The 17,796-nt window shown below is 50.7% G+C and carries 14 protein-coding genes; all 14 read right to left on the bottom strand.

Translation table 11 applies throughout. The features are described from left to right. Positions 1-34 precede the first annotated feature (34 nt). Positions 35-907 carry an endo alpha-1,4 polygalactosaminidase gene (locus BUA24_RS00975; protein WP_072787860.1) on the bottom strand — a complete coding sequence of 291 codons (873 nt, stop codon included), beginning with the start codon at positions 905-907 and terminating at the stop codon, positions 35-37. A gap of 114 nt (positions 908-1,021) precedes the next feature. Further along, positions 1,022-1,255 carry a preprotein translocase subunit SecG gene (gene secG, locus BUA24_RS00980; RefSeq protein ID WP_072787861.1) on the bottom strand — a complete coding sequence of 78 codons (234 nt, stop codon included), beginning with the start codon at positions 1,253-1,255 and terminating at the stop codon, positions 1,022-1,024. 10 nt (positions 1,256-1,265) lie between these two features. Continuing rightward, positions 1,266-2,075 (bottom strand): triose-phosphate isomerase, encoded by an 810-nt coding sequence (gene tpiA / locus BUA24_RS00985; protein ID WP_245790233.1) that lies wholly within the window; start codon positions 2,073-2,075, stop codon positions 1,266-1,268. A 70-nt stretch (positions 2,076-2,145) separates the two neighbouring features. Continuing rightward, on the bottom strand, positions 2,146-3,282 hold the full coding sequence (locus tag BUA24_RS00990) for a phosphoglycerate kinase (RefSeq protein WP_072787862.1): 1,137 nt from the start codon (positions 3,280-3,282) through the stop codon (positions 2,146-2,148). Positions 3,283-3,316: 34 nt separating this feature from the next. After that, complete coding sequence (gene gap, locus BUA24_RS00995) at positions 3,317-4,339, bottom strand: type I glyceraldehyde-3-phosphate dehydrogenase (RefSeq protein ID WP_072787863.1); 1,023 nt, start codon at positions 4,337-4,339, stop codon at positions 3,317-3,319. 142 nt (positions 4,340-4,481) lie between these two features. Further along, positions 4,482-5,375: a gluconeogenesis factor YvcK family protein gene (locus BUA24_RS01000; RefSeq protein ID WP_072787864.1), complete on the bottom strand. Its 894-nt coding sequence runs from the start codon at positions 5,373-5,375 to the stop codon at positions 4,482-4,484. 23 nt (positions 5,376-5,398) lie between these two features. Further along, the gene (gene rapZ / locus BUA24_RS01005; protein ID WP_072787866.1) at positions 5,399-6,250 is read right to left on the bottom strand and encodes an RNase adapter RapZ; all 852 of its coding nucleotides are present in this window, start codon (positions 6,248-6,250) and stop codon (positions 5,399-5,401) included. 7 nt (positions 6,251-6,257) lie between these two features. Then, positions 6,258-7,022, bottom strand: coding sequence for a class I SAM-dependent methyltransferase (locus tag BUA24_RS01010; RefSeq protein WP_245790234.1), 765 nt, complete (start codon positions 7,020-7,022; stop codon positions 6,258-6,260). A 28-nt stretch (positions 7,023-7,050) separates the two neighbouring features. Continuing rightward, the gene (gene uvrC, locus BUA24_RS01015) at positions 7,051-8,925 is read right to left on the bottom strand and encodes an excinuclease ABC subunit UvrC (protein ID WP_245790235.1); all 1,875 of its coding nucleotides are present in this window, start codon (positions 8,923-8,925) and stop codon (positions 7,051-7,053) included. 17 nt (positions 8,926-8,942) lie between these two features. After that, the gene (uvrA, locus tag BUA24_RS01020; protein WP_072787868.1) at positions 8,943-11,780 is read right to left on the bottom strand and encodes an excinuclease ABC subunit UvrA; all 2,838 of its coding nucleotides are present in this window, start codon (positions 11,778-11,780) and stop codon (positions 8,943-8,945) included. Between the two features lie 119 nt (positions 11,781-11,899). Further along, a complete protein-coding gene (locus BUA24_RS01025; RefSeq protein ID WP_143146313.1) occupies positions 11,900-13,444 on the bottom strand; it encodes an MFS transporter in 1,545 nt (514 codons plus the stop codon). An 81-nt stretch (positions 13,445-13,525) separates the two neighbouring features. Next, on the bottom strand, positions 13,526-15,523 hold the full coding sequence (gene uvrB / locus BUA24_RS01030) for an excinuclease ABC subunit UvrB (protein WP_072787872.1): 1,998 nt from the start codon (positions 15,521-15,523) through the stop codon (positions 13,526-13,528). A 9-nt stretch (positions 15,524-15,532) separates the two neighbouring features. Beyond that, a complete protein-coding gene (coaE, locus tag BUA24_RS01035; protein WP_072787875.1) occupies positions 15,533-16,159 on the bottom strand; it encodes a dephospho-CoA kinase in 627 nt (208 codons plus the stop codon). Positions 16,160-16,310: 151 nt separating this feature from the next. Beyond that, the gene (rpsA, locus tag BUA24_RS01040) at positions 16,311-17,678 is read right to left on the bottom strand and encodes a 30S ribosomal protein S1 (RefSeq protein ID WP_084660071.1); all 1,368 of its coding nucleotides are present in this window, start codon (positions 17,676-17,678) and stop codon (positions 16,311-16,313) included. Between the last annotated feature and the right edge of the window lie 118 nt (positions 17,679-17,796).

Below are 17,796 nucleotides of genomic sequence, written 5' to 3' on the forward strand. Positions count from 1 at the left end.
GAGATAGACAACTGGGGACGATTTCAGATAGAACTTATGCGCATACTCCATATGGAAGCGGCAGCAGTGCAAGACTTTTTTGAGTCAGCGAAATACCCTTTGGTAGACGCCGACAGTTGTCCAAGACCCTACCTTCATACTCGACGTCAAATACCGCCTTGCCGGCGGAGATAAAGGGTTCTACCAGATTACAACTATGGTACTGAACGCACTGCTCATCGACTGCGAAGTCAAAGTAGGACTCTAACGTTCTTATCTGGCCGTAGTCATTCTTCAGTCCAACTGCTAATCCATAGATATGAGCAAGCCGAGCAAGTGCCTCATTGTAACGTATCTGTTCCTTGGCGGTTATCGTAAAGCCAGTGTCGTTTGTATACCCATCAACGTTGTCAAACTCCACTGCATTGAACCCTGCTCTAGCACACTCTGCCACTCTTTTTTTCATAATTGGCAACAAGACACCCAGATCAGATATGTTGAGCCATCGTTCTCCCGGCCAACCGTTTGGTAACCCAAGAAGATAGCTCGGAAAAACATTTGCATCTGGACGCCAGTCTTCCCAGGTTCCCGCATCTATGTAACAGATCGCATAACCACCGACTCTATGTATAGCTGCAACTACCTCGGCGTTAGGTGTACGGCCATTAGGACCATATAGATCGATGTCGAATACCTTAGGATTGTTGCATTTTAGAAGATGACTATCGCAGGGATATAACTCGATTCCACCCGTGGCCGAAAGTCCAGGTCCACCCGATACGGTCTGTAACTGATACTGGAAAGCCTTACCAATCAGAGAATTGGTAGAGAACTCGGAACCACCCCTGACCCGCCAAGCATCACGCACCAACAAGACAGAAAGCAACATAGCTACAAAGATTACGCTTCGACTGATCGTACGTGTCAAACAATTACCTCTGCCCTTTAGCACCTGACTTTAACACCTCGTCGTTCGGACCCTTCATCCAAAAGCCCTTTTCACTGGGTTATAAGACTTTCAAGTGCTTATGGGCTCAGAAAACTATGGGTTAAGTCGAATCGCCAGAGCAACAGATGTAAAGACGAACACCAAGCCTAACAGAACCGTTATACGGTCCAGGTTTCGCTCAGCCACAGTTGATCCAGCAGCTGTTGCATTCAAGGTACCACCGAGCATGTCAGAGAGACCTCCGCCCTTGCCGCTGTGGATCAATATAAAAACTACCATCCCGATCGAAGAGATAACTTGTAGCACTACGAGCACTATGGTTAGCAACTTTTCTCTCCTAAGCCTGTATTACCGCCGCAAACGCTTCTGATGAAAGGCTAGCTCCTCCTACCAAAAGTCCGTCGATCTCCTTTTGTTCCATGAACTCCTTTGCGTTCGCAGAGTTCACTGATCCCCCATATTGGACCCTGACCTTGGAGGCCACCTCTTCCCCGTGGAACTTCGAGACAGTCGCCCTGATCACCTCTGCACCACGCACCGCATCGGAAGCTCCTGCAGGCATCCCTGATCCGATCGCCCACTTTGGTTCATAGGCGAAGACCAATGACTCACAGCCTTCGGAGTTAACTCCCGATACGACCGCCTCAACCTGATGGGTCAATACGGCCTCTGTCATCTCTTCCTGTTTCTCCTTTAGCGACTCACCCACACAGACGATAGGGATCATCTGGGCATCAAGAACCGCTTTCGTTTTTTTGGAGACGACCTCGTCCGTCTCTCCGAATATGTCACGCCTCTCAGAGTGGCCCACTATGACGTACTTTACCCCTAGCTTGTTGAGCATCGATGGTGAGACCTCACCGGTGAATGGACCCGAGGTTTCAAAGTAGGTGTTTTGGGCACCCAGCGAGATCGGCACTCTGTCGGTCTCGAGAAGTAACTGAATCGAACGAAGGGCGGTGAAAGGAGGATGTACCGATATCTCCGCGTAGCGATAGTCACTCTCTCGCAAAGAGTAGTGTAACTTTTGCACGAGAGCGATGGCCTCAAGATGATTGAGATTCATCTTCCAGTTGCCCGAGATCAGCCTACAACGGCCGTTCATTGGATTCGGTTTCGCCACGAAATCTTTGGACTTAGCGGCCATGGAAGCACTTCCTCTCTAATCAACATCCACCGTGAAACGGTCTTTCCGACAGACTTTTAGCTGACTTAATCTAGTGCCAACCTAGACGCTGATTGAGGGCTTCTATCCCAGGCAGAGTTCCTTTTTCGATGAACTCCAATGAAGCGCCTCCACCGGTCGATAGGTGCGAAACCCCATCGGCTAGACCCTCCTTCCTAAGAGCAGCGGCACTGTCCCCCCCTCCAACGACGCTATAAGCCTTTGATGTTGCAACCGCACGCGCCACGGCGATGGTACCACCCGAAAAACGCGAATCCTCATACACGCCCATGGGACCGTTCCAAAGCAACGAAGAAGCACTCGATATTACAGAGGCAAAGATCCTCGCACTCTTTGGACCTATGTCCAGACCTAGCCAGCCCTCGGGAATGTCTCCCTCAAATATCTGCTGCGACGGCTCACCATCGGGGACGCCAAAGGGCTTACCTGTCTGCAGGCACACAAAGTCAACAGGTAGTGAAATCTTCTTGGTCTTCATCAGCTCGTTACACTGATCGACTAGCTCCTCTTGCACCAAGGAGTTACCGACCTTCACACCCTGTCCAACAAGGAAGGTAAATGCCATTGCGCCGCCAACGATCACCTTGTCGACCTTTTCGATCAGACTCTTCAGTAGGCCAAGTTTGTCCGATACCTTAGCACCACCGACGACTGCTACGTAAGGGGAGGTCGGAGCCTCGATAAGTTTAGAGAGCTTCTCCACCTCCATAGCCATGTTCACACCCGCAACAGAGGGTAAAAGTCTTGGTACCTCCACGACCGACGCGTGTGCCCTATGAGCCGCACCAAACGCATCGAATACATAGAGATCGAAACCTTGGGCTAGCCTTTCTGCGAACTCTTTTGAACCGGACTCCTCGCCCGGATCAAACCTAAGATTTTCTAGAACCTCTACCTCTGGAAGTCTCTCATGAATCGCTGCCCTCACCGGTTTCATTGAGTACCGATCAACAACAGACCCCTTGGGCCGACCGAGATGAGAACAGAGGGTTACCTTGGCTCCACGTTCAAGGAGCCAAGTCAACGTTGGAATAGTGGCCTCGATTCTAAAGGAGTCACCCACCTCCATAGCACCGTCACGTTCCACCAAGGGAACGTTTAGATCGGCCCTAACAAGGACGCTTTTCCCTGATACGTCTCCAAGCTCTCCCAGCTTTGGTAAGTTCACAGCAGTAGCCTTTGACCTTTCCTTTATCTAAACCTTAAAGCTGACTTCCTACGACAAGGGCCAGATCAAGCAGCCTGTTCGAGTAGCCCCACTCGTTGTCATACCATCCAAAAACCTTTGCTAGAGTTGTACCGTTTCCTAGATCCATCGCTAGAGTCAGTTGAGAGTCAAAGGTGCAGGAAGCTGGAGATCCGACGATATCGGAAGAGACAAGGGGTTCCTCTGAGTAGACAAGTACTTTAGCTAGCGGCCCCTCAGAAGCAGCTGACCTGAAAGCAGCGTTGATATCGGCCACCGAGAACGTTCCATCCAAGATCACAGTGGCGTCAGTTATCGAGCCGTCAACGACTGGTACCCTAAGAGAACTGCCATCAAGCCTTCCCTTCATCTCTGGGAGAACTAGTGAAGTCGCTCTGGCTGCACCCGTGGAAGAGGGAACTATGTTGACTGCAGCTGCTCTTGCCCTTCGCAAATCACCGTGAGCTAGATCTAAAAGGTTCTGGTCGTTGGTGTAGGCATGGACCGTCGTCATCAAACCATTTTTCACGCCGAACGCATCGTCCAAGACCTTGATCATGGGCACAAAGCAGTTGGTTGTACAAGAGGCGTTTGACACCACGTGATGTTTTGCACTGTCGTAGGTATGGTCATTTACGCCGACGAGGAAGGTCGCATCGACGTTAGTTCCTGGAGCGGATATGACCACCTTCTTTGCTCCAGCGTCTATGTGCGCTGCTGCTTTGGATCCATCGGTAAACCTACCGGTAGATTCAATTACCACATCTGCGCCGAGCTCAGACCACGGAAGTGCCTTGGGATCGGTCTCGGCGAGAACCTTCATCTTTTGAGCACCTACTCTGATAAATCCGTCCTCGACCGTCACATCCTCAGAGAGACGCCCTTGTGTGGAGTCAAACTTTAGGAGGTGCGCGTTGGTATGAGGAGAGGTAAGGTCATTTACGCCTACTACCTCGATATCCTCTCCCCTCTCTAGAGCCGCCCGCAAAAAGTTACGGCCGATACGACCAAATCCATTGATGCCTACTCGCAATGACATCCCCACACTCCTCGTAGATAAACCACACAAACCAAAGTTCACAGAATTTCTATCTCGGTTTGCCCAAATATTGTGTAAATAATAGTACGCTCCGAATGCGCGAGTAAGACTATCTCACAATTAGTGCAAAATTTCCCAAAAATCAGAACAAAATCTCCTCCAGAGCTCTAGCTAGAGCCAAGGCGTCATGACGGTACCCACCGGCCGCTGTAACGTCTCGAACCATTAGTGGCCTCTCGAAACTGCTAGAGTCTAAAGAGTTACTTAGAGACGAGTCGACTATGGCAAAGTCGTAACGAATCTGATGCTCGGTTAACGCCCTAATCTGAGCTCCCACATCTACACCTATAGTCTCGTTAGGCTGTTCTTTGAGGTTAGCGACAAACACCACTGTTCCCTTGGCATCTGCCAAGGCTCTCCTTACATCAGGTACCACCGCCGCCGCCAAGACGCTCGTATAGAGAGATCCCGGCCCTAGAACCACTGCATCGGCAGACGCAATCGCCTCTATCGTCTCAGTCGGCGAACCCGATAGGTCAGGCTCAACCCAGACCTTTTTAATACCACTGGAGAGATGAATCTGAACCTGTCCTCTTATCGTGCGCCCGTTGTAAAGCTCTGCACATAGAGTAAGTGGCTCTTCCGAGGCGGGAAGAACCTTCCCCGACACACCGAAGAGGTCTGTCATAAACGCAGATGCTCTACAGGTCGAGCCAAAGATGTCTAGAGCCGCTAAAAATACCAGGTTTCCAAGGGCGTGATCTTTAAACTCACCGTCTTTAAATCTGTACTCAATAATATCTTTGACCATAGAGTCGTCTGGAAGAAAAGAACTCATGCATCGTCGCATATCGCCTGGGGGTATCAGGCCAAAGATATCTCGCAATCTGCCCGAGGATCCACCGTCATCTGCAACTCCAACAACGGCAGTCACCTCTTCGGCAAGCTGTCTTGCAGCGCTAATTGATGCCTCCAAGCCGTGTCCGCCCCCGACAACGCAGACCTTTGCAAGTTTCGGCCTACTTGATGCAATCATCTACCATCTCCCTTTGGCGCATTTCACTTCTCAAAGTCGCGATGCCTAACCGAAACGCGGCCCCCGTTCGCTTCTATCCATTTTCTCAGCTCCTCTGCGAGGAAAACGCTTCTGTGTTTTCCTCCGGTACAACCGATCGCCACTGAAAGGTACGACTTTCCCTCGGCTCGAAACTTAGGTAGCAGATATCCAACGAAGGATTGGAGAACGCCTAAGAACTCGGTCACCTCAGGCTTAGAGAGCAGGTAGTCCCTAACACCTTGGTCCAGACCGGTCTGCTCCCTTAGAGACTTGTCCCAGTATGGATTGGGCAGGAATCGACAGTCAAAGACTAGGTCAGCGTCGCGAGGCAGTCCATGTTTGTATCCAAAAGAACTTATTACCACCCTCATCTCAGTCGAGGTTCCATCGGCGGAGAAAACCTCATAGACACGAGACCTAAGCTCATGAACCGAGAGATCCGACGAGTCGATAACTATGTCAGCGAGATCTTTGACCTTTGAGAGGATCTCTCTTTCTCGATGTATCGAGTCGATCACACTTTCCCCTGGTACAGGATGTCGGCGTTTGGTCCCTTCGTAACGTTGTATCAACGCATCATCGGAGGCATCTAGAAATACAACTCGTGTCGCTGGAATCTGATCGCGTAGAAGCTCCACAGCTTCGATTAGCGACGAGATATCAGATGCAACCTCTCGACCAACCACGAGTCCAAGGGAAGGCGAGGGATCTCTCATCGACTCCGCAAGCTCAACGACCTTTGGCATCAGCGATGGCGGCATGTTGTCGATCACGAACCATCCGAGATCCTCCAAAGCCGCCGCAACGGACGACCTTCCAGCACCTGACATACCAGAGACGATGACCAAAGACATGTCTGTATTACCTCTTCGATGTTCTAAGGGCTAATAGCCTCGGGATGAACGCAGCCTGTTGGTACTCCCACGCCTGAGCTATAAAGCCAGGTGGAGGCGGAGGTTCGAGCATCTCTTCAATATAGAGCCCATTTCGCACCAAGAGATTTACGTATCTAGAGAGCGGACGATGGACGAAGGGTATGAATACGTCTTTTTGCACCTCTTCAACGGTGACGTCCTCTTTTAGATAGTCTCCTATCCGCCAGTACTGCTCCATAAGGATGTGGTCGTCGATCCATCCACTGTTCGGGGTCTGAAGCAACGGATGATTCAGCAAGAAGATAAACCTCCCCCCCTTTTCCAAGACACGGGCCACCTCCTTAATCGCAGAGTCAACCTCTAAGACGTGTTCAAAGACAAGGCAAGCTACCACGAGATCAAAGCTTTCGTCGGCAAAGGGCATCTCGGAAGCGATCGCACGCAGAAACATCCCTGAGTTCAGTCGTTTTTTGGCCTCAGCAACCTGTGCCATGGAGGGATCTATGCCCACGCCAAGGTCAGGCACGTCTTTCCCCGAGGCTGTGAGTTTTCGAATGATCTGACCTTCTCCGGTTCCAACATCGAGTATCTTAGTAAAGCCTTGGGACCAGGCCTGGATCAAAGGCAGAATCTGCTCCTCGTACTCCGGATCAGCTCCTTCAGAAAAGTTGTCTTGCCACCATTTGGCGTGCGTCTCCCAAAGTTCGAGATTCGCCGACTCTATCTCCTTTGCATTTATTTCATCGCTCACGAGATCAGGCTAACCCATGCACATTATTTTAGCGACGGTTGTGGACCTGTTCTTTGATCTCTGAACGTACCTTTGATGGCAAGAATGTCCACGAGTCGATCTCTGCATCCGTCGCTGAGAGAACCTTTGCCGCACTTCCGACTTGGGCCAGTAACAGCTCTTTGCGCTTCTCTCCAAGCCCTGGAATCTCATCTAGTGAAATTCTCTTCAACGACTTGGCTCGCAGTAATCTGTGGAAGGTTATCGCGAAGCGATGTGCCTCATCTCTTAGCAGCTTGACCAAGAAAAGTGCCTGAGAACTTCGACTGAGACGTATCGGCTCTTCTTTTCCAGGCACATAGATCTCCTCAAACTCCTTTGCCAGCGAAGCAAGCTCTACCTGATCGGTCATTCCCAACTCGGCAACCACTCTAACCGCTACGTTTAACTGACCCTTGCCTCCGTCGACCACTATTAGATTCGGCGGGTACGCAAATCTCTTGATAGTCGAGGGTGCACCTTCAATGTTTTCGTTCTCCCCGAGGCGTTCCTTCTCTCGCTTGAGCCTCCTCCTTAGCACCTCCTCCATCGCTCCGTAGTCGTCGTTCTTCGGGGAGGAGACCTTGAATCTGCGATAGTCAGAGCGCTTTAGAAGCCCATCTTCCATAACGACCATCGATCCCACGTAGTTCGTTCCTTGAAGATGGCTCATGTCGTAGCACTCGATCCTTAGCGGAGCCTGTTTTAGACCAAGAGCACTCTGCAGCTCCACCAAAGCCTCCGATCTTGTGTTGTGGTCTGTGGCTCTGCGTGCTCTAGAACGGTCAAATTCAATTTTGGCGTTTTTTTGGGCCATGTCCATAAGGGACAGCTTCTGACCTCTCTTGGGGATCTTGAACTCAACCTTCCCGGCTCTTTTCTCTGTGAGCCAACTCTGAACAACCTGCATCTCGTGAGGCAGAGCGGGAACGAAGATGGTGCTCGGAACCTCCGACACAACCTCCTCATATAAAGAACGCAGGAGGCTTTCCACTACCTCTTCACTCGAGAGAGGTTCCACCTTATCAAGGACCGCACTTGCGCGCCCAACGACCTTGCCTCGCCTTACGAGTATGAGCTGCCCGAAACTCTCCAACTCATCCTCGTAGTATCCAAGGAGGTCAAAGTTATCGGTTTGAGCGGATACAATCTCCTGGCGCTCCACAGCTGTGCGGAGGGAAGATAGACGGTCTCTGACTCGGGCTGCAGTCTCAAACTCCAGATCGGACGCTGCCTGCCTCATCTCGGACTCGAGGCGTTGCACTATCCAGTCTGAATCACCGCGAAGAACCCGTGCCAGACCAGCAACGGTCTCGCGATACTCCTTTTCTTCAACCTTGCCCACACAGGGACCTAAACATCTGTCGATATGGTACGCAAGACAGGGTTTGCCCATCTTCTCATGGCGTTGGAACTTAGTGTTAGAGCAGCTTCGCAGGGGGAAGGTTTTTGTAAGAAGATCTAGCGTCTCCCTGATGGCTCTTGTGTGTGGGTAGGGTCCAAAGTACTTATCACCCTTCCTCTGCATACCTCTTGTAACGATAGCTCGGGGCCATCGCTCGGAGGTTGTAATTGCAAGGTATGGATATGACTTATCGTCACGCAGTCTAACGTTGTATCGAGGCCTGTGTTGTTTTATGAGATTGTACTCAAGTATCAAGGCCTCAACTTCGCTTCCTACCTGTATCCACTCCACCGACGCAGCTGTCTGTAACATCGCCTGTGTCTTCACTGGAAGTTGCAACTCGTTAGTGAAGTAGCTTGAAAGCCGAGACCTGAGAGACTTGGCCTTGCCCACATAAATCACTCTCTGGGCGCCGTCCCGAAAGATATAGGACCCTGGTTCATCAGGAATGGATGACGGTTTTGGCTTTTCGTTGATCACGTCGTCCTCATTTGAAGCTAAGAAGACAAAACTTGTTTTAGGTAGCTAGACGTATAACCCAACCCACTGTTAGCCACCGTCTCGGGCGTACCCTCAACTACGATCTCCCCACCTAGGTCCCCGCCCTCGGGACCAAGATCTATTATCCAGTCTGCTGTCTTGACAACATCGAGGTTGTGTTCGATTACAACTACGGTGTTTCCCTGATCCACAAGGGAGTGGAGCACCAACAGCAGTTTACGAACGTCTTCAAAGTGTAGTCCAGTTGTGGGCTCGTCTAAAATATAAAGCGTGTGTCCCGTCGGCCGCTTCGCAAGTTCTGCAGCCAACTTGACCCGTTGTGCCTCTCCTCCTGAGAGAGTTGTCGCTGACTGACCCAGTCTCACATATCCAAGGCCCACCTTGTCTAATGTCTCAAGGTGACGCGTGACGCTTGGTTGGTTGGCGAAGAAGTCTAGCGCTTCGGTGATCGGCATCGAAAGAACCTCCGAGATATTCTTACCCTTCCACTGAACCTCGAGGGTATCGCGATTATACCTAGCACCTTTGCACACCTCGCAGGTAACGTAGACATCAGGCAAGAAGTTCATCTCGATCTTCAGTGTCCCGTCCCCGTTGCATGCTTCGCAACGGCCTCCTTTTACGTTGAAGGAAAATCGGCCTGGCATGTAGCCTCGTGCTCGTGCGTCTTGTGTTTGGGCAAAGAGCTTTCGTATGTGATCAAAGACACCGCTGTAGGTAGCCGGGTTTGAACGCGGAGTCCGCCCTATCGGTGACTGATCTATATCGACCACTTTGTCGATCGTCTCCGTGCCAGTTACCTTACGGTGACGCCCGGGAACCTCCTTTGATCCATACACTGAAGCACGCAGAGCTTTGAGAAGAATCTCATTCACAAGGGTAGATTTTCCTGATCCTGCCACACCGGTCACCGCTGTAAATACTCCTAAAGGAAACTCCACGTCGATTCCCTTTAGATTGTTCTCTCTAGCACCAACCACACGAATCGACCCAAGAGTTGATCTCCGGCGAGTAAGTGGAACCTCGACCCGCATCTCCCCAGAGAGGTAACGTCCAGTTATCGACTCCTTGTGGTTACATAATCCTTCTACATCGCCGCTATAGACAACATATCCACCGTACTCCCCTGCCCCAGGACCTACATCTACCACGTAGTCTGCAGCACGGATCGTCTCATCGTCGTGCTCTACCACAATTACCGTGTTCCCCTGATCCCTCAGCTTTAAAAGAGTCTCGATCAGACGGCGATTATCTCTTTGATGTAGACCGATTGAGGGTTCATCTAATACATATAGCACCCCTGCTAGACCGGATCCTATCTGTGATGCTAGGCGAATTCTCTGGGCCTCTCCACCCGATAGGGTTCTAGCTGCGCGCGTTAGGGTTAGATAACCAAGACCCACATCCTCTAGAAACTGGAGCCTACCCGACACCTCTTTTACGACCTGGCGAGCGATCGACCACTCACGGTCGGTAAGAGATAGAGATAGAACCTTCTTCAACTCTCCAGTAACGGAGAGCGATGTAAACTCAAAGATGTTCATTCCATCGACCGTGACGGTAAGTGACTCGGGCCTTAGTCTTGCTCCATTGCAGTCAGGACAAGACACCTCCCGCATGTAACCTTCCACCTGCAGCCGTGCTGCATCACTTTCTGCCTCGCTATGGCGTCGATGCAGGTAAGGGACGACACCTTCGTAGTTCATCGAGAAGGTGCGTTTACCTCCGTAACGGGAAGAGTATGTGAGCACCACAGGTTCTTCGACACCATAAAGCAAGATATCACGATGCTTTTTAGACAACTTTGACCACGGAACATTTAGGGGAATCCCGTGCTCTTTTGCTACAGACTCTACAAGCCTCTCAAAATACGTAGAGCGCTGATTTGCCCAAGGTGCAATGACTCCCTGGAGCAGAGAGAGCGACGGATCGGCTACTACTAGATCAGGATCGACCTCGAACTTCGTGCCAATTCCATCGCATCCTGGACAGGCTCCATAGGGTGTGTTGAAAGAGAAGTTCCTCGGCTCCATAGATCCAAGGGATATACCACACCTAGCGCAAGCCAACTCCTCTGAGAAAGACATAACCGTAGCATCTGCACCCTCTTCACCCAGGATATGAACTTCGACGGTTCCCTGCGACAGAGATAGTGCTGTCTCGACAGAGTCTGTAATTCTTCTTTGTTGTTTATCATTCACTACCAAGCGATCCACAACCACCGATATATCGTGCATCTCGTATCGCGCCAGGTGAATGTTCTTACGTTCGGATAGCTCATACATGATGTTATCCACAAGAACGCGAGCAAATCCTTTTTTTGAGAGTTCGTCGAGGAGTGCACTGTACTCCCCTTTTCGTCCCCTGACTATCGGCGCAACGATCAGGGCCCGGGTCCTTTCTTCAAGCCCCAGAACTCTATCGACGATCTCTTGGGGAGTCTGGCGGTAGACCTCTGCTTTACAGTTCGGACAGTGTGGGATGCCAACACGGGCGTAGAGCAGCCTTAGATAGTCGTATATCTCAGTCACCGTTCCCACCGTCGACCTCGGGTTCTTCGAGGTCGACTTTTGGTCGATCGATATCGCCGGAGACAGGCCGTCTATGAAGTCAACGTCGGGCTTTTCCATTAGACCAAGAAACTGACGGGCGTAGGCAGACAGAGACTCAACGTAGCGTCTTTGACCTTCCGCAAAGATAGTATCGAAGGCTAAAGAAGACTTTCCAGAGCCGGAGAGGCCGGTAAATACGGACAGCTTGTCTCTAGGAATCTCAACGTCTATATCTTTTAGATTGTGCTCCCGAGCCCCTTTTACGTAAATCTTTTCAGGCAACTACATCTACTCCTAGCGAGACCTCTTAATCTTTGAGTTCTTTATTTGATCCTAGATACTTACATCACAACTCTTCCGAAAACTTCCTCAACGCAGCTTGGAAGGCAAAGTCTAAACGTTTACGAAGAGGCACCAAGGAAACGAAACCGTCCTGCAAGAACAGATAGTACAGCTCCAGTCGCCACAAACGCCGCCACCAATATCGCCTCTTCGAAGTTGGAAGCGTAGCGAACTACCCTGAGATCTAAATGTGCGGTCACTGCACCCTTGGACAGTAGGGCACCGATGACTCCAGTTGCAACGGCAAATCCTCCTGTATCAAAAATCTGCAGCAAAGAAGACATCTGCGAATCGCTTCCTTGCTTCGCCGAAGCGAGTCCAGCGAGGGTAACAGAAGGATACACAACACCGAGTCCAGCCCCAGCAACGAACCACGCAACAACACTTACCCATCCCGGAGCATAAGTTACACTTAGATCGATCCAGAGCATTCCGAGGCTAAATATAAAAACGGATACCCCCAAAGATACCTTTACCTTGAAGCTTCTAAGTACCTTGCTTCGGGCTTGAAACCATGACCCGGCACTCCAGGAGAACGAGGAGGCCGTGAGAACCAGACCTGCTTCGGTAAGAGGCATTTTCTTGACGCTAAAGAGCACGAAGGGAAGAAAGGACTCGATACCAAAGAACGCAAAACTCGAGAGACCTCGTGCAAGGAGAATCAACACAGAGTCAACCCTTCGATAAAAAGTGGCCTTCAGCAAAAGTCGAACTACCGAAAACACGAACAAGACCACGCCAAAGACCAACGTGAACCTCCCAGCCGTCTTTCCATGCATAGACATGGACACAATTATGAGTCCTATTGAGATAGCAGTACCCAGACCAGCTAGGGATCTACTCAGCACTTCGCTCAACGCAGGACGCTGGCCTTGACTTCGATTGTCTCTATCGATCTTACGCACCGCTGAGTCTGCGAATAGTCCGGCGATCGCTGCGATTGGGACTACACCAATAAAGACATACCTCCAACCGATCGACTGAGATATCATGCCGGCGATCGGCGGGATAAACAAAGACGGCACTATCCATGCGCTTGCCATGGCCGCAAGCATCTTACCCTTTTGATGTGCTTCAAAGTACCGACTAATCATCGTATAAGGCAGGACTGCGAAGCCCCCAAATCCAAAGCCCTGAACCACGCGGGCGCCCACGAGGGTCGCCATAGAGATCGAGACTCCTCCTAAAAGCAGGCCTAAAGCAAAGACTCCAACCGCTAACTGCAGTCCCCTTCGTAGCGAGTATCGGTCGCCAACGACTGCAAAAAATGCACCCCCAAATAGGGATGAAAGGCTGTATGCTGCAAATACCCAGCCATAGAGTTCCACATGGCCAAACTGCCGCTCCACGATGGGCATAGCGGTCGATATTCCCAAGTTTTCAATAGCCCCCAGGACAACTAGAGTCAATATGCTAAGGGAGAGTGCCAAGAGTGGACCCTTTGAATTTAGCGCTTCCAATTTCCTATATGAGAGTTTGGTTAGCGTCTTCTTCGCTATCTCCTCGGGCAACCTAACTCCAACGGACAAAGCACCACGCACACGCACGGCATCAATATTCAACAAAATCACCAACTTCGCTATCAGTCTTACATCGGGCCCCAAGAGACATCCTTGTTCAAAGAACAGATGAGTAAGCAAGGTAGTGGGCACCCATTGAGCCCTTCAATGTATGAGATCGACGTCCTATCTGGAGTCGGAGAACATAGCCGTAAGTTCCTTTATCTCATCTCTCAGCTTAGCGGCGTATTCAAACCTAAGATCAGCCGATGCTTGATGCATCTCCTCCTCCAAGGTGCGGATGAGGCCAGAGAGTTCGTCACTTCCGAGGTTACCGTACTTTTTGATCACCTTAGAGGTCTTAAGGTTGGGAACGGTCGTACGGTCAGGTCGAAGCTGATCCAAAATGTCCGAGACGGCTTTACGGATGGTCTTGGGATCGATCCCGTGCTGCCTGTTATAACTTTCTTGCAGGGCACGCCGACGGTTCGTCTCGCTAATCGCACGCCTCATGGAGTCCGTAACCCTATCTGCGTACAGTACGACAAAACCATCCACATTTCTCGCTGCCCGCCCGATCGTCTGAATCAGCGAAGTCTCCGACCTGAGAAAGCCTTCTTTGTCTGCGTCAAGAATCGCCACCATAGAGACCTCCGGGAGGTCCAGACCCTCTCTTAAGAGGTTGATCCCTACCAAGATGTCAAACTCTCCGACCCGCAGATCTCTGAGAATCTCGATTCTCTCTAAGGTGTCGACGTTTGAATGCAGATACCTAACCTTTAGACCAAGCTCCATCAGGTAATCGGTAAGGTCTTCGGCCATCTTCTTGGTGAGTGTCGTGACTAGGACCCTATCGCCTTTTGCGATCCGTGTAGTTGCTTCTTTGATGAGATCGTCTATCTGGCCTTCTGTGGGGCGAACCTCAACCTTTGGATCCAAAAGACCCGTAGGTCTTACGATCTGTTCGACTACTTGGCTTGACACCTCTATCTCATACCTAGAAGGAGTAGCCGACAGGAAGACACACTGATTTATACGCTCGTAGAACTCATCAAAGCGCAACGGACGGTTATCGAGCGCTGAAGGAAGCCGGAAGCCAAACTCAACGAGGGTCTCTTTCCTAGACCGGTCACCTGCGTATTGACCATGAATCTGAGGAATAGCCACGTGTGACTCATCGATTATTAGAAGATAGTCTTTGGGGAAGAAGTCCAAAAGTGTAAAAGGTGGTTCTCCAGGGGCCCTCCCATCTAGATGTCTTGAGTAGTTCTCAATTCCGCTACAAGTCCCCACCTCTTGAAGCATCTCAAGATCGAACTGAGTGCGCATTCTAAGCCTCTGAGCCTCAAGCGCCTTACCAAGAGACTCGAGTTCTCGCAGACGTTCACCCAGTTCGTCCTCTATAGAAGCTACTGCCAGTTTCATACGATCTTGTGAAGCTAGGTAGTGCGTAGCCGGAAAAACCACGAACTCCTCGAGTTCACCGAGAATATCACCTGTAAGGACGTCAAAGCGTACGATACGCTCTATCGTATCCCCAAAGAACTCGATACGTAAAGCAGTCTCCTCGTAGGAAGGATGGACCTCCAAGGTATCTCCCCGGAGGCGGAACTTCCCCCGAATTAGATTCATATCGTTACGTTCATAGTTGATCGATACCAAAGCTGAAAGAACCTTTGGAATCTCGAACTCCTCCCCTACTCGGAGGGGCACTATCTGCTTACGATACTCTTCCGGCGATCCCAGTCCGTATATGCACGAGACGGAGGCAACTACGATAGTGTCTTGTCGAGTGAGCAACGCAGAAGTAGCTGAGTGTCGGAGACGATCGATCTCGTCGTTGATGGTCGCGTCTTTTTCTATGTATATGTCCGAAGTCGGTAGATAAGCCTCAGGCTGGTAGTAGTCGTAGTAGGAGACGAAGTATTCCACCCTGTTCTCTGGGAAGAACTCACGGTACTCCGATGCAAGTTGGGCAGCCAGAGACTTATTAGGAGCGATCACCAACGTTGGTTTTTGCACCTTTTCGATAAGCCATGCTACAGTCGCACTTTTGCCGGAGCCAGTGATTCCCAAAAGCGTTTGAAAACGGTCACCCCTGTGGATCCCATTCGCTAGGGCTTCGATAGCTTTAGGCTGGTCACCAGCGGGAGAGTAGGGAGAGTGAACCTTAAACGGAGGCATACTTAGATCCTACCCAGATGTTTTAGGATTAGCACATTCCTTGAGCCAGCCATACAATACCTTCACCTGCTCCTCTAGGTCACTATAGGTGCTGGAGTTCTCCACCACATAGTCAGCCACCTGGAGCCTCTCCTCTCGGCTCGCTTGTCTTGAGATCCGCTCTATCGCCTCTGATCTATCCATCTTCCGGTCCCTGACGAGCCTTTCAATCGCAGTAGCGATCGGCGCATCTACTACGACGACCTTATCTAATGGGTAACGATTCAACCCTGTCTCAACGAGTAAAGGAACCACCAAGAGAACGATTTCGTATCTTGAGCTTTGCTTTATTTCACTAAGGCGCTGCGTTACTACCTCAAATATAAGAGGGTGCAGAATCGAGTTCAATAGCTCTAGCCTCTTTGGATCCCTGAACACGATAGAGCCTAACCTCTGCCTATCAAGGGTTTCATCGAAGGAGATAACCTCGCTTCCAAAGTTATCTGCCACCATAGACAACCCTTTGCTCCCTGGTTCGACCACCTCTCTGGCGACCAGATCGGTATCGATCACCGCTACCTCTGGGTACTGACTGAGCATAGAGGATACCGCTGACTTTCCTGAACCGATTCCACCCGTCAAGCCAACCACCAACATAAACATAGACCCTAGCGCTATAGAGACTCTACGTTGACAATCACCCTCGCTAACCAGGCATTCTTTAGCACGCGTTCGATCCCCAAACGACAACAAGGGCCATGCTCAAAAGAGCACAGCCCTTGGACGAACCATAGGAATTGGAATCTAACTACTCGCCTGAGTCATGTCCTTCCTCGGAACCTACACCCTCGGCATCGTCATCGCCACCGGCTACAGCTCCAAAGGTTTCCGCAACGTACTCTGCCCAAGCCGCCTGCGACTCTGTCTCTGGAGTAAAGTCTGCCACTGCGTAGGGGCCAATGTAGTTTCCATACTCGTCGTAGTTATGCTCTCCAAAGGCCTCTTGATACTCTGCAGCGACCTCCCCGCCTTCGGCGGCCTGCTTGATAGATAGGGAGATCCTTCGTCGCTGGAGGTCGATATCGATAATCTTTACCCATAGCTCTTCTCCAGGTGATACCACTCTTTCAGGGAGATCAACGTGGTGAAGTGCCATCTCAGAGATGTGCACCAGACCTTCGATACCATCAGCAACCTGAATAAAGCAACCAAAGGGAACTATCTTGGTCACCCTGCCGTAGACCAGTTCACCAACCTTGTGGGCATCTGCAAACTCCTGCCATGGATCGCTTTGAGTGGCTTTGAGAGAAAGCGAGATCCGCTCTTTTGAGTGGTCGACGTCGAGAACCAGCACTGACACCTCATCACCCACTTGCACCACAGATGACGGATGATCAACGTGCTTCCAGGAAAGCTCTGAGACATGGACCAGACCGTCCATGCCTCCAAGGTCCACGAATACTCCAAAGTTTACTATTGAAGAGACAACGCCCTTGCGAACATCACCGGGGCGCAGATTGTCAAGAAACTCCTCACGCTGTTCTTTTTGATTCTCTTCCAAGAAAGCTCTGCGGGACAAAACAACGTTGTTCCTGTTCTTGTCCAGCTCTATGATCTTTGCCTCGACCGTCTTGCCGATGTAAGGAGCCAGATCTCTAACTCGCCTGAGCTCCACCAAAGACGCTGGCAGAAAGCCTCGTAGTCCGATGTCAACTATGAGTCCGCCCTTGACGACCTCGATTACAACACCTTTTACCACACCGTCACGTTCTTTGACAGCCTCAATCTCACCCCAAGCGCGCTCATACTGAGCGCGTTTCTTGGATAAAATCAGTCTTCCTTCTTTATCCTCTTTTTGAAGGACGAGCGCCTCAATCTCATCTCCGACTGAGACGATCTCAGACGGATCTACGTCCCTGCGTATTGAGAGTTCTTTGGCGGGAATTACTCCCTCGGACTTAAATCCTATATCCAGCAGAACTTCATCTTTGTCGACTTTAACTACCTTGCCTCTGACAAGGTCGCCGTCCTCAAAGCTGATGATCGTGCCTTCGATAGCTTCATCGAACGAGAGTCCGTCGAGATCATCGAGAACGATAGGTGAGGTTTGGGAGTTGATCTCCTCAGTAGTTGATACACCCTCTGCAGTCTCTGCTGGGGATGATATTTCGGTCATATTTCTTAGAGCCTTCTTTCCTAGACTGTATGTCGCTCGCCTGAAGGTATAGACGAGAACATGCAACTATGTTACCGTATCCAAAGAGAGAAACGATCAAAACTAGTCTTTGCTATCA

Source organism: Ferrithrix thermotolerans DSM 19514 (assembly GCF_900128965.1).
Lineage (GTDB): Bacteria > Actinomycetota > Acidimicrobiia > Acidimicrobiales > Acidimicrobiaceae > Ferrithrix > Ferrithrix thermotolerans.